At 64.2% G+C, this 12843-nt stretch carries 8 protein-coding genes and 2 pseudogenes; 5 read left to right on the forward strand and 5 right to left on the reverse strand.

Annotated elements, in window-relative coordinates:
• Positions 1-10 precede the first annotated feature (10 nt).
• The 4 genes and pseudogenes from BFR47_RS09680 to BFR47_RS09695 all read left to right on the forward strand — a co-directional run bounded on the left by BFR47_RS09680 (position 11) and on the right by BFR47_RS09695 (position 3825).
• Positions 11-1437: pseudogene (locus BFR47_RS09680) on the forward strand (aminotransferase-like domain-containing protein).
• Positions 1438-1633: 196 nt separating this feature from the next.
• Entirely contained in the window at positions 1634-3022 is a 1389-nt protein-coding gene (gene ccoG / locus BFR47_RS09685; protein ID WP_071472870.1) for a cytochrome c oxidase accessory protein CcoG, read from the forward strand.
• Between the two features lie 58 nt (positions 3023-3080).
• Positions 3081-3398 (forward strand): DUF4144 family protein, encoded by a 318-nt coding sequence (locus BFR47_RS09690; protein WP_071472871.1) that lies wholly within the window; start codon positions 3081-3083, stop codon positions 3396-3398.
• 34 nt (positions 3399-3432) lie between these two features.
• On the forward strand, positions 3433-3825 hold the full coding sequence (locus BFR47_RS09695; RefSeq protein WP_071472872.1) for a septal ring lytic transglycosylase RlpA family protein: 393 nt from the start codon (positions 3433-3435) through the stop codon (positions 3823-3825).
• Between the two features lie 90 nt (positions 3826-3915).
• On the opposite strand, the pseudogene BFR47_RS09700 reads toward BFR47_RS09695, so the two are convergent.
• From BFR47_RS09700 to BFR47_RS09715, 4 genes and pseudogenes are all read right to left on the reverse strand, one after another.
• A pseudogene (locus BFR47_RS09700) lies at positions 3916-7001 on the reverse strand (transglycosylase domain-containing protein).
• A 133-nt stretch (positions 7002-7134) separates the two neighbouring features.
• A complete protein-coding gene (locus BFR47_RS09705; RefSeq protein WP_071472873.1) occupies positions 7135-8964 on the reverse strand; it encodes an ABC transporter ATP-binding protein in 1830 nt (609 codons plus the stop codon).
• The gene (locus BFR47_RS09710; protein WP_071472874.1) at positions 8954-10687 is read right to left on the reverse strand and encodes an ABC transporter ATP-binding protein; all 1734 of its coding nucleotides are present in this window, start codon (positions 10685-10687) and stop codon (positions 8954-8956) included. The genes BFR47_RS09705 and BFR47_RS09710 overlap by 11 nt, the downstream gene beginning before the upstream one ends.
• A gap of 243 nt (positions 10688-10930) precedes the next feature.
• A complete protein-coding gene (locus BFR47_RS09715; protein WP_071472875.1) occupies positions 10931-11656 on the reverse strand; it encodes a DUF1499 domain-containing protein in 726 nt (241 codons plus the stop codon).
• A 73-nt stretch (positions 11657-11729) separates the two neighbouring features.
• On the opposite strand from BFR47_RS09715, the gene BFR47_RS09720 reads away from it, so the two are divergent.
• Complete coding sequence (locus tag BFR47_RS09720) at positions 11730-12296, forward strand: peptide-methionine (S)-S-oxide reductase MsrA (RefSeq protein WP_245748865.1); 567 nt, start codon at positions 11730-11732, stop codon at positions 12294-12296.
• Here the strand turns inward: BFR47_RS09720 and mobB are convergent.
• Entirely contained in the window at positions 12247-12792 is a 546-nt protein-coding gene (gene mobB, locus BFR47_RS09725) for a molybdopterin-guanine dinucleotide biosynthesis protein B (protein WP_071472877.1), read from the reverse strand. The genes BFR47_RS09720 and mobB overlap by 50 nt on opposite strands.
• Positions 12793-12843 lie beyond the last annotated feature (51 nt).

The raw sequence follows: 12843 nt of genomic DNA on the forward strand, positions 1-12843 counted from the left end.
ACCCGCGGTCATGACCCGTTACGAGCAGCTGGCACAACAGCTGCGTGAACAGATCCGCACCGGCGTCTGGCAGGAGGGCGACAAATTGCCCTCGCTGCGCGACACGGTGCGGCGTTCGGGGCTGAGTCTGATGACGGTGCTCAGCGCCTATCAGTTGCTCGAAAGCCAGGGCTGGATCCGCTCCCGGCCCCAGTCCGGCTATTTTGTCGCCCCCGCCCGGGTGACCCCCCGTTATTCATCATCTCCCCCACCATTGCTGCCATCGGAAACGGTGGATATCAACGCCTTCATCTTCAGCGTGCTGCAGGCCGGCAACGATCCCGGTTGCGTGGCCCTGGGCTCCGCCTTTCCCGATGCCTCGCTGTTTCCCCAGCATCAGCTGTCCCGCTCCCTGATCAAGGTGGCCCGGCAGATGCCCTCGCAGGGGAGCGGCGTGACCCTGCCGCCCGGTTGTGCCGATCTGCGCCGCAGCATCGCCCAGCGTTACGCCGCCCGGGGCATGGAGGTTTCGCCCGACGAAATCGTGATCACCTCGGGCGCGCTGGAAGCCCTCAATCTCGGCCTGCAATCCCTGACTCGCCCCGGAGACTGGGTGGTGGTGGAATCGCCGGCTTTTTACGGTGCCCTGCAGGCCATAGAGCGGCATCAGCTCAAGGCGGTGGCGGTGGCCACGGACCCGCAGCAGGGCATGGATCTGGACGCCCTGGCTCAGGCCCTGCGGCAATACCCGATCAAGGCCTGCTGGCTGATGAGCCATGCTCAGAACCCGCTGGGCGGCAGCATGCCGGCGGCCAGCAAGCAACGGTTGCTGGCGCTGCTGGCCGAACACGGGGTCGGTCTGGTCGAAGACGATGTGTATGGCGAGTTGTATGCCGGGCTGGCGCCGCCGTTGCCGGTCAAGGCCTGGGATCGGGAAGGGCGGGTGTTGCACTGCGGTTCCTTCTCCAAGACCTGGCCACCGGCTTCCGGATTGGCTGGGTGGCGGCGGGGCAGCAGGCCGGGGTCATTCAGCGCCTGCAGCTGATGAGCACCCTCTCCACCAGTGCCCCCATGCAGCTGGCCCTGGCCGACTATTTGTCGTCCCAGCGTTATGACAAGCACCTGCACAGCCTGCGACGCACCCTGGAGCAACGCAAGCACATCTTTCATCGGGCCATTCTGCGGGCCTTTCCCGATGTGGTGCGGGTCTATTACGCCGACGGCAGCTATTTTCTGTGGCTGGAGCTGCCGACGCACTGCTGCGCCACCCGGCTGTACTGGCGGGCGCTGGAGGAGGGCATCACCATCGCGCCCGGCCGCATGTTCGCCGCCGGCGAGCAGTACCGGCACTGTTTTCGGCTCAACACCTCGCGGCCCTGGGATCCGCGCAGCGAGGCGGCGATTAACCGGCTGGCCGAGCTGGTCGGTGAACTGATCGCCGAGGGGCCGGGCGCCTGACACCGTTGGCCCTGTTGTCCGGCCCTGTTGCCCGATACTGTTATAGGGAAAAGTTCGCCGATGGGCACTGTTATGCCTTATTCGGTGGCAACTGTGCATGTTGTGGGGTGACCGGCCGTGTTTTACTGCGCCGGTCGTAACCGCCGATGCCGGCCGGCATCGGCCTGCCTTTCCCCTAACAAGCAATGTGAGCCCTATGGAAAACCACGCTTCCCGGATTGACGTCAAGGTCTGTACCGATCCCCGGCCCATCAGTCAGGGTCATGTCTATGTGCGAGCCCAGCGCGGGCGCTGGCAGCGTTTGCGCCAGTCGATCGGCTGGGTGCTGATGCTGCTGTTTCTGATGGGCCCCTGGCTGCGCTGGAACGGACAACAGGCGCTGCTGCTGGATCTGGATCAGCAGCGCTTTCATCTGTTCGGCGTGACCATCTGGCCGCAGGAGCTGACCCTGCTGGCGCTGTTGCTGATGGTGGCCGCCTTTGGCCTGTTCTTTATCACCGCCTTTCTGGGGCGGGTATGGTGCGGCTATCTCTGCCCGCAGACGGTGTGGACCTTCTGGTTCATCTGGGTAGAAGAAAAGCTGGAAGGCAGTGCCAACAAACGTCGCCAGCTGGACAAGGCCCGCTGGAGCCTGAACAAGGTGGCGCGCAAGGGCGGCAAGCACCTGATCTGGCTGCTGATCTCCCTGCTGAGCGGCTTTACCTTCATCGCCTATTTCGTGCCGGCCGCCGAACTGGCTGGCGGCTTGCTGCAGTGGTCTGCCGGGTTACTGCCCACCTTCTGGGTGGGGTTCTTCGCCCTGTGTACCTATCTCAACGCGGGCTGGATGCGGGCCATCATGTGCACCCACATGTGCCCCTATTCCCGCTTTCAGTCGGCGATGTTCGATCAGGATACCTACAGCGTCGGTTATGATGCCAAACGGGGTGAACGGCGCGGCCCTCGCTCGCGCAAGGCCGATGTAACGGCGTTGGGGCTGGGGGACTGCATCGACTGCAATCTGTGTGTGCAGGTATGCCCCACCGGTATCGATATTCGTGACGGTTTGCAGTATGAATGCCTCAACTGCGGTGCCTGCGCCGATGCCTGTGACCAGACCATGAACCAGATGGGCTATGCGACCGGCCTGATCCGCTATGCCAGCGAGCGTCAGCTGGCCGGCGGCAAGACCCGGCTCTGGCGACCCAAGCTGGCAGGTTATGGCCTGATGATGGTGCTGATGCTGGCGGCGCTGGTCCATGCCGCGGTCAACCGGGTGCCGATGGCGCTGGACGTGCAGCGGGATCGCAATCAGCTGTTTCGGGAAACGCCGGAAGGCTGGGTGGAGAACACCTACATGCTCAAGCTGTCGAACCGGACCCAGCAGCCCCGGCACTATCGGGTGCGGGTGGAAGGCATGGAGGTCGCGAGCTGGGTGGGCGCGGACGAGGTGGTGGTACCGGCCGGAGACATCGTCAACCTGTCCATCAGCCTGGCCGCGGATCCCTATTTGCTGTCGGGCAGCATGCAGCCGCTCCGTTTTGTGGCCGGTAACGACGAAACAGAAGTCCACGCCGACAGTCAGTTTTTCAGCCCGGGGTGGTAACGGGGTGCGCCGGTTCGGCCGGCGTACCCTCTCATATTGAATACAGGAGTAAGCCGAGATGATTCACTGGCCGGCCATTATCGAGTTTGCCGACGGGCAGGGTTATGCCTGGGTGGCGAGCGCGGAGGAGGTGGCCGAGCACCGGCCCCGGGACGGTGACCGGTTGCTCGACAGCTCGGGTCAGGCGCACCTTCTGTCGCAGCAAACCGGTGACGAGCTGTACTGTCAGCCCCAACCGCAGTTAGTATCGCTGCTCGAGCTCAATGCCGGGCTCAGGGAGTATGCCGCCAGTCTGGGAGTCTGCTGCACCAGTAAACTGACGGTGCGCACCCTGGCCGAGGCCATCGCCCTGGTCGCCTGGCTGGAGCAGCAATAGTCAATACAGATTGACGACACAAGAGGCTGACCCGATGACCTTTCCCTTACGCTGGCTGTGGTGGCTGCCGGTAGTGCTGCTGGTGCAGTCCTGCAGCAGTGATCCGGTGCCGCCCGTTGCACCCGCCGCGCCGAACGTCACCGTGCAAGGCATGGCGTCCTACTATGGTGCGCGTCACCATGGCCGCAAAACCGCCAGTGGCGAACGTTTCAACAAGGATGCGCTGACCGCGGCGCATCGTACCCTGCCGTTCGGTACCCGGGTGCGGGTGACCAACCTCAACAACCGCAAATCGGTGATCGTGCGCATCAACGACCGGGGGCCCTATGCCCGGGGGCGGATCATCGACTTGTCCGAGCAGGCGGCTCGGGAACTCAACATGATCCGCCAGGGGGTGGCCAGAGTGGAGCTGGAGCGGCTGGAATAGCCATGCGCCACGGCCTTGGACCCGCCACCGGGCGGGCAAGAGGTCGGTGTCATGAGCCTTCGGGCGAGGTGACCGTTGGCGATGGCTTTCTCAGCCTCGGGCCGCCGGGTCGGCGGGTGCCCCGGCCAGTTGCTGCTGGCAGCGACTCCGGCTGCCCGGTTGCAGGTAGGGGCGCAGTATCGGTTCCATGCCCTTGAGCACCTGCACCGGCAGCGCCGAGGTAAAGGTGAACTGATCCGACTCCTGCCCCGGCACATAGGCGGTGAGGGTGCCGAAATGGCGCTCGCCGATAAAGAACACGAAGGTGGCGGTGCGGTTGCGGGCCTCCGACTTGATCACATGGCCGTAGCGGGTCACGGTTTCGATACGGTTGTCACCGGTGCCGGTCTTGCCACCCAGGGTCAGCGGCGTGCCGTCTTCCAGGCTGAAGCTGCCCTGCAGGCGACGCGCGGTTCCCCCTTCCACCACCTGTGACAGGGCGTCGCGCAGAACCGCGGCGACCTCTTTGGCCATGACCCGTTGAGCCAGTTGCGGGTTGCGACCGAGGCGGGTTTCATAGGGGGTGTCGGCGGCAAAGTGCAGCCGGTCGATGCGTACCGTGGGCAACCGCACGCCCTCGTTCAGGATGATGCCCACCAGCTCCGCCAGGGCGGCCGGTTTGTCGCCGGAGCTGCCGATGGCGGTGGCCAGAGACGGCACCAGGTGGTCGAAGGGAAAGCCCAGCCGTTGCCAGCGTTGATGGATATCGCTGAAGGCTTCCACCTCCAGCATGGTGCGCATCCGGCTGTCACGGGCGCTGCGATGGCGGGTCTTGAACAGCCAGCCGTAGACCTCCTGACGTTCATCCTGGCTGGCCCCCGAGGCATCGGCAAAGCGGGCCTCGGGATAGCGTTGCAGGTAACCGAGCAGCCACAACTCCAGCGGATGCACCCGGGCGATGTAGCCTGATCCGGCAGGCTGTAGGCGCCGGGGCCATAACGGTGGTACAGCTCATCGAGCCGCTTCTCGCTCAGTCGTTCCGCAGGCAGCCGCCGGTGCAGAAAGGCGGCAAATTCCTGCGGGTCGGCCTCGGGCAGCAGATAGCGATGCACTGCCGCCAGCCGTACCGGGGTGGGGCGCAAGCCATCGAAGAAGCTGTCCAGCCGTTGTGTCGTGGTTTTGCCCTGATACTTGCGCCAGAACCTCAGCAGAAAGACCCGGCCTTCCTGGTCGGCGAAACGGCTCAGGTACTCCTGCCGCCGGGGATCCTTGTCGTCGGTCAGCAACTGGGCGCGGTCTTCGCTCTGATACAGGCTGTAGCGCATGATGTCGCGCAGCAGCCGGATGAAGGGCAGGTTGATGGACTCGCGCAAGGCTTCTATCAACTGCGGGTTGCGATGGTTGTCCTGGCGGCGGAAGTTGTTGAAGCTGTGCAGGCCGCCACCGGTAAAGAAACGTTCTCCGGGATTGGCGGAATAGGGGCGTTCCAGAGCGGCGGTCAACATCGTCGGCAGGGCGTGGTCCGGGTGGCTGAGCAGGTAGCCGATGGCCCAGCGACTGAGTATATCCTGTGACTCGGGGCGCAGCTGGCGCAGGCTGTCCGGCGACTTGCCGGCGTAACGCTGATGCAGTTCGGCGATGATTTCCAGATAGGTCGCCAGCACCCGCAGTTTGGCGGTAGAGCCCAGCTCCAGCTTGCTGCCTTCGTTGATGTCGAACGGCTGCTGGGTATTGTCGGTTTGCACCCGGACATCAAAACTCTCGTCGCCCCGTTCGAACAGGGTAAAGCTGTAACGGACCTCGGCGGTTTTTTCCGGTGACAGCAGGCGCTCACCGTAGAGTCCGATCTCTCCGGCCACCTGCGGATCGGCCAGCCGGTGCAGGTAGTGGGTGACTTGTTGCTGCAGCTCGGCGTTGAGGGTGGTGCGGGCCGACAGGTCGAGCCGGTCCAGCTCATAGAAGGAGGTGCCCAGCAGATTGGCCAGACGGCCCCGGGTCACCTGCAGCGTCTTGCTGTTTTCCACAAACTGGGTGACCGGCGCTTCGCCAAAGTGACGGAACTGCAGTCGTTGTGCCAGGGCGGCATCCCGCAACGCAGGGCTGATTATCCCCGCCTGGGTCTGCAGCCGCAGATAGCTGTCGGTCAGGGTGTGCAGGTCATCCCGTCCCCGGTACAGGTAGTAGGACGGGCGGCGCTGGGCAATCATCAGCGCCATCACCTGCCGCAGGGCCAGCCCCTGTTCGGCCAGCGACCCGGGCGACGGCTGGGCGGGGTCCAGCAGGCGGTTGACCTGCTCCAGCTCGGCCCCGAACCAGATCCACAACCCGTCGCCCAGGCCGTGAATTTCACCGTGGCCCGGGGCGGCGGCCAGCGGCACCGAGTTGAGGTAGGCCAGGGCAACACCCTGACGGGCGGCCAGGGTATCGGGCCCTTGCTGATAGGCGCGTATGCTGGCGGAGATCATCTGCCGCAGCTTTTCCTGGATGGAGTGGGTTCGCCCACCCGGTGAATGGCGATATTTTTCTATCTGGGTGGCGAGGGTGCTGCCGCCGGCCGAGTCGTCCCGTATCTCCAGTGCCCGGCCCAGTTGTGACAGCGCCGCCTTGGTAAAGCGCGGCCAGTCTACCGCCGGATTGGCCTGGGGCTGAGCCTGACTGAGCAGGTCCCGGTTTTCGATAAACAGCAGGGTGCCGACCACCAGCGGCGCTATGCTGGCAAAGTCGGAATAATGACGTTGCGGATAACGGTAGCGGTAGATAGGCTCGTCCCGGCAGTCGCCGATGAAGAGTCCGGCCTGGGATTTTTCCTGATAGGGCAAATACAGGCCATGGTGGCTGTATTGCTGCAGCGCCGGAGAAAACTGCACTTGCTGTTCGATCACGAACTGCTGTTGCTGCAGCGGGATCAGAAATTCCGGCAGCCGGGTGTAGCCCAGGCGTTGATCGAAGGGGCCTCGGTCGGGGTAGTGGATGGCCGAACTGGGGCCGGGTTCAAGCGAATAGCTCAGGGTCCGGGCATAGCGGGAAAGCTCCCGGGACTGCAGCCAGGAGGTTCGCATTTCAAACGACAGCAGCACGGCCGAGGCGAGCAGCAACAGTCCCAGCAGCGCCCACCATAACCACCGCCAGCGCCGCCGAACGAGCCGGGGTTCCTGCCGGGTTTCGTGCAACGAGGCGTGTTCAACTTCAGGTACCATACCCATAAATGACCCCTTGTCGCCATGTGTGGTAGCAGGGCTTCTTATACTAAGAGCGTAGCTTGGCGGCTTGCTGCGGGGGCGGTTCGCGCAAAATTATTTGTGTGATGAGACTTGAGAGGGGTCGTCAATGCTACCGGTCCGGCTGCTCGGCCAGGGCGACCCGACGGGCCTGCTGCTGCAGCCGGTACATGGCCTGGTAGCGGCCCTCGGGCAGGGCCATCAGCTGGCGGTGACTGCCGGACTCTACCAGTTCGCCGTGGGCCATCACCAGAATACGGTCGGCCTCGCTGATGGTCGATAACCGGTGGGCGACCACGATCAGGGTGACCTTGCCGTGCAGGGCCTTCAGCGCCTGTTGCACCACCTGTTCGGTTTCGCTGTCGACGTTGGCGGTGGCTTCGTCCAGCAGCAGTATGCGGGGAGCGGCGGCCAGGGCCCGGGCAATCACCAGTTGCTGGCGCTGGCCGGTGGACAGCCGGCTGCCGCGCTCGCCGAGGCGGGTGTCGAAGCCGTGCTCCAGGGCGTTGATGGTCTCCAGCAGATGGGCCTGCCGGGCGGCATTTTCTATCTGCTCCCGGGGCAGCTTGCGGCCCATGTCGATATTGTCATAAATGCTGCCCGCCAGAATAAAGGGCTCCTGGGGCACCAGGCCGATGCCCTGACGCAGCGCCTGCTGCCGGTAGCCGGTCAGGGGCTGACCATCGACGGTGATCCGGCCGCCATCCACCGGGTAGAAGCCGAGCAGCAGGTTCAGCAGCGTGCTCTTGCCGCTGCCGGTGTGACCCACCACGCCGATAAAGGCGCCGGCGGGAATATCGAGATCCAGTTGCTCGAACACCGGCTGGCCGGCGCGGTAGCCGAAGTCGACCCGCTCAAAAGCCAGCGCGCCATGGGCAATGGTGTTGCCGGTATTGCCGTAGTGTTGTTGCGGCTGTTGCATCAGCTGGTAGACCCGGTCTCCCGCCACCATCGCCTGCTGGTAGAGGTTGAAGCGCTGGGTGATTTCGGCCAGCGGTTCGGTAAAGCGGCCCATGAAGTTGAGAAAGGCATAGAGCACACCGATTTCCGCCACCCCGTTGACCAGTTGCCAGCCGAACACCTTGAGGATACCGAACAACACCAGCACGCTCAGCAGATCGATGGCGGGCCGCAGCAGCGCGGCTCCGATGTTGATGGTACGCATGCGGGCCCGGTAGTAGCGCCGGTTGAGTTGCTCGAAGCGTTCGGCGGAGTGCTGTTGCAGGCCACAGGCCTGCAATACCGTCATGCCGGCAATGGATTCGCCGAGGGTGGCGTTGATGTCGGAGCGCAACTGGCGACTGTCGGCCACCGCCCGGCCACTCAGCTTCTGGTACAGGTAGATCATTCCCATGACGGCCGGCAGCAGCAACAGCGCCACCAGCATCAGTTGCACGTTCAGTAACGCCATGGCAATGATGATGCCGACCAGCAGCACCACATTGGTCAGCACCACCGACAGAAACTGGACATAGAGATCCTTGATGGCTTCGGTGTCGTTGGTGATCCGGCTGACCAGCTGGCCGGTCATGGCCCGGTCGAAGAAGGTCATCGGCAGGCGCTGTACGTGGGTGAATACCTGCTGGCGAATATCCAGCACCGCGGCCAGTGCCATGTCGGTGAAACGCAGGGTCTGCTGGTATCTGAGCCAGGCGGCGGCCAGCTGGGTTCCGATATAGGCCAGGGCCAGCCCGGCTACCGGCCATGGCGGCAGGAATCCGGCCAGCAGGTAGTCGTCGATAAACACCTTGGCCAGCAGCGGGCCCGCCACATCGGCGGCGGTGGCCAGCAGCAACAGCAGCAGGGTTTTTACCAGCAACGGCTTGTCCCGATAGACATAGTCCAGCAGCAGGCCGAAGGTGCCCTTGCCCTGTGGTTGGGAGTGTTTGGCCCAGGAAGCTTCGGTCTGGGCGTGCTCGGCCGGTGCAGGTTCAGGCGTCATCGAGACGGGCCTCCAGTTGTTGATAGGTCCACATCCGGCTGTACCAGCCATCCTGTTTAACCAGTTCGGTGTGGTGGCCCGACTGCTGTATATGGCCGTGCTGGAGCACCAGAGTCCGGTCCGCATGTTCCAGCGCCGACAACCGGTGGCTGACGATGATGCAGCTCTGGCCCTGGCGGCGGCGCAACTGCTGCAGTATGCGTTGTTCGGTATCTACGTCCACCGCCGACAGCGCATCGTCCAGGATCAGGACCGGGGCGGTACTTATCAGGGCCCGGGCGATGGCCAGTCGCTGGCGCTGGCCGCCGGACAGGCTCATGCCCCGTTCACCCACCTGGGCGTCATAACCGCCGGGCAGGCGCAGTATGTCGTCATGCACACAGGCCTGGCGGGCCGCCTCCATGATGTCTTGCCGGCTGGCGCCGGGCCGGCCGAAGGCGATGTTGTCGGCAATGCCGGCACTGAACAGAAAGGCGTCTTGCGGCACATAGGCAAACTGGCGGCGCAGGGCGTCGAGCCGGTACTCGGCCAGGGGCACGGCGCCCAGGGTGATCTGTCCGCTGTCGGCCTCCCAGTAGCGCATCAGCAACTGCAGCAGGGTGCTCTTGCCGGCGCCGGTGGGGCCGGCGATGCCCAGCACCTGGCCCGGTGCCAGCGTCAGCGAGACATGTTGCAGCGCCGGTTGCCGGCTGTCGGGGTAGCGGAAATCCAGTTGCTCGACCCGGAGATCGGCGCCTTGCGGTTCACGGGTGCCGAGATCGGGAACGCTGTCGGGGATGGCCAGCAGGTCTTGGACCCGGGTCAGGGCGGCGCTGCCGCGTTCGACGATGTTGAGCAGCCAGCCGAAGGCGAACATTGGCCAGATCAGCTGGGCCAGGTACAGGGTGAAGCTGGTGAGCTGGCCCACGCTGAGCTGTTGGTGCCAGATAAGCCAGGCGCCAAAGCCCAGGGTCAGCAGCAGGGCGGCAGACATGGACAGGAACACCACCGGCTCGTAGAGGGCCTCGGCCCGGGCCACCTGATAGTTGCGCAGCGTGGCCGCCTCGGCAATGGCACCGAACTGACGGCTCTCGATGGTTTCCCGGCCCATGGACTTGACCAGTCGTATGCCGGCAATGGCTTCCTGGGCCTTGTCGTTGAGCACCGAGAACTGTTCCAGCGCCGCCCCGAAATGATGGTGGATACGGTTGGAGATGCGGTAAAACGCCAGTCCCATCAGCGGAAAGGGCAGCAGCGCGACCAGCGCCAGCCGCCAGTCGATGAGGCCGAACATGATGATCAGCACCAGCAGCAGGGTCAGCAGGCCATCGAAGCCGGACAAGACCCCTTCACCGGCGGCGACTTCGATGGCGTCGATATCGTTGGTGGCGCGGGCCATCAGGTCACCGGTGTTGTGGTGGCTGTAAAAGGCCTGGCCCTGCCGGGTGAGCCGCTCGAAGAAACGGCGGCGCAGCAGGTTGCCCAGCCGGTAGGAGGTGCCGAACAGCACCCGGCGCCAGCCCAGACGCAGGCCGTATACCGCCAGACCCAGCCCCAGGATCAGCAACAGCAGCCGGCCCTCGGCTTCACCATCGGCGGAGGCGACCAGCTGATCGACGGTGAGGCCGATCAGGTAGGGAATGGTCATGTTCATCGCCGACACGGTGGCGAGCATGATCAGCGCCAGGCTGTAGGTGCGCCAGTGGGCCCTGAAAAACCAGGCCAGTTGCCTGAATAGTTGCATGCTTGATCCCGAAACTCATTTCAATCTGGTTAAACAGGCGGTGTACGCAGGCCAAAGGGCCCGCTCCGCCGACTCGCTGTGAATACCTATATGTACGCTCTCTGTTTCATCCCTGAAACAGAAGGTCTGCGGAGCAGATCCCTTTGTCCTCCTTGATTTTCCGGCGTTGCCTGTTGGCGCCGTCTGCAGGCCACTCGGTGTTCAAAAAGAGGCAGCTGTGTTGCCTCTCTGGTACCGCACGCCTTACTGTTGCTCCAGATCAACCAGAAAAGCGCGGATGCGCTCGGCGTTGGCGCCCAGATCGCTTTTGCCGACCCGGGAGGCGGAGCGCATGTCGACTCTGGTATGGATTGCGGTGTGACTGTCGGACTCGTTCTCGACCGGCGTCAGGCGAATGGCCACGTCGTCGCGAAAGCCGAACAGGCGGCTGCTGACCACGGCTTCCAGTTGCTGCTCACTGTCGGTGGCCGTGTCGGTGCTAGTGTCGGCGGTCAGGGTCCAGCCCCGCTGTGCGATCAGGGCCAGCGCGCGCGTACGCACCTGGCCGGGCGGCTCGGCCAATACCAGGGGCGCCAGCGTCGGCCAGGCCGCCTGCTGCTGCCGGGCCAGCTCCGTGCCGGCGTAGTCGGTGGGGTGATCGGAGGCCGCGCGCAGCCGGGCGGCGGCGGTGAGCGGTGGTGGCTCTGTGGTATCGGTGCTGATGTCGTGAATGGCGGGCAGGGTCAGGCCACGGATAACAGAGGGGGACAGGCTCAGTATCAGCAGCAGGGGGGGCAGCACCGACAGCCACTGTCGCTGCCACAAGAGCAGGGGCAGCAGTAAAACGGCCAGTCCCAGCCCCGCCACCACCAGCAGCAGGCCCAGGGTGTAGGGCCACCAGTGCCAGCGGGTGCCGGCCACCCCGAGCAGGGGGAGCAGTACAGAAGCCAGCGAACCCAGCAGCCAGCGGTAAGCGAAAAATGTTTCCATATCGTTTCAATCAGTTAGCATACCCGTCGATAGACTATGAGTAAGTCGAAGACGCTTGTAAAGGAGCAACCGGGTGGTCGGAAAAACCGTAATGATGCTGATGCTGTTGGTGGTGTTACCGGCCCAGGCCGCTCAGGCGGTGTTTGCCGGCGGCAGCTTCTGGGTGATGGAGGCGCTGTTTGCCGGGCGGCCCGGCGTGGAAGGCACCGAGGTCGGCTGGATGAAAAGCGGCAGTCGTCACCTGCGCCGGCAGGTGGTGCGGGTGGAGTATGACCCCGACATGCTGAGTTACGGCGAGTTGCTGACCCTGTACTGGGCGGCGGTGGATGCCTTCGATGGCGACGGGCAGTTCTGCGAGCGGGGGCCGGAATACAGCCCGGCGCTCTACGTACAGAGCGCCCTGCAGCAGAAGTGGGCCCAGCAAAGCCGGGCCAGGCTGCATCTGGAACGCGGTCGGGACAGCAGTGTGCGGATACTGCCGGTGGGGGCCTTCAGCCCGGCCCCGGACCGGCATCAGCAATACCGTCGGCATCACCCCCTGCTCTATGCGGGCTATCGCCGGATGTGCGGGTACCCGGCCGGTGAACAACTCAATCTGAGCGCACTCGCAGGCGCCCCGCTTGCCACCACCGGAAAATAACATCGGCCACGGCGGCGGGGTCGTTCAGATCCAGCAGCGGGACCGGGGCGACCAGGCTCGCCACGTCGGTGGCCACCGCCAGAATATGGGGGTCGTGCAGGCACAGCAGCGGCTTGGCACAAACGGGTCTGTGTACCTCGATTTTGGCGATGGGGGCGTCGCGAAAGCCTTCCACCAGCACCAGGTCGAGCTGATCCAGGCTGAGCCGTGACAGGGACAGCTGTAAATCGGCGTCCTCTGTCTTGGTGTTTTCCCAGGTGAGAATGCTACGATGGGGCCCGGCCAGCAGGCACTGGCGGGCACCGGCGTGACGCAGTTCGAAGCTGTCCTTGCCCGGTGTATCCTGTTCCACATCGTGATGGGTGTGTTTGATGATGCCGATACGCATCTGGCGTCGGGTGAGCAGACTGACCAGTTGCCGCAGCAGGGTGGTTTTACCGCTGCCACTGAAGCCGGCAAAGCCGAGCAAGGCACAAGCATGATGAGATGGGGACATAAGGCACCCGGGAATGAGTCGACAGGGGAGCAGTCTGCCATGCGGAACCGA

It is taken from the genome of Oceanisphaera psychrotolerans, from assembly GCF_001870485.1.
GTDB classification, from domain to species: Bacteria; Pseudomonadota; Gammaproteobacteria; order Enterobacterales; family Aeromonadaceae; genus Oceanimonas; species Oceanimonas psychrotolerans.

Coding starts and splice junctions, on each gene's coding strand:
- ccoG (WP_071472870.1), top strand. CDS start 1,634: ATGGAAAACCACGCTTCCCGGATTGACGTCAAGGTCTGTACCGATCCC.
- BFR47_RS09690 (WP_071472871.1), top strand. CDS start 3,081: ATGATTCACTGGCCGGCCATTATCGAGTTTGCCGACGGGCAGGGTTAT.
- BFR47_RS09695 (WP_071472872.1), top strand. CDS start 3,433: ATGACCTTTCCCTTACGCTGGCTGTGGTGGCTGCCGGTAGTGCTGCTG.
- BFR47_RS09705 (WP_071472873.1), bottom strand. CDS start 8,964: ATGACGCCTGAACCTGCACCGGCCGAGCACGCCCAGACCGAAGCTTCC.
- BFR47_RS09710 (WP_071472874.1), bottom strand. CDS start 10,687: ATGCAACTATTCAGGCAACTGGCCTGGTTTTTCAGGGCCCACTGGCGC.
- BFR47_RS09715 (WP_071472875.1), bottom strand. CDS start 11,656: ATGGAAACATTTTTCGCTTACCGCTGGCTGCTGGGTTCGCTGGCTTCT.
- mobB (WP_071472877.1), bottom strand. CDS start 12,792: ATGTCCCCATCTCATCATGCTTGTGCCTTGCTCGGCTTTGCCGGCTTC.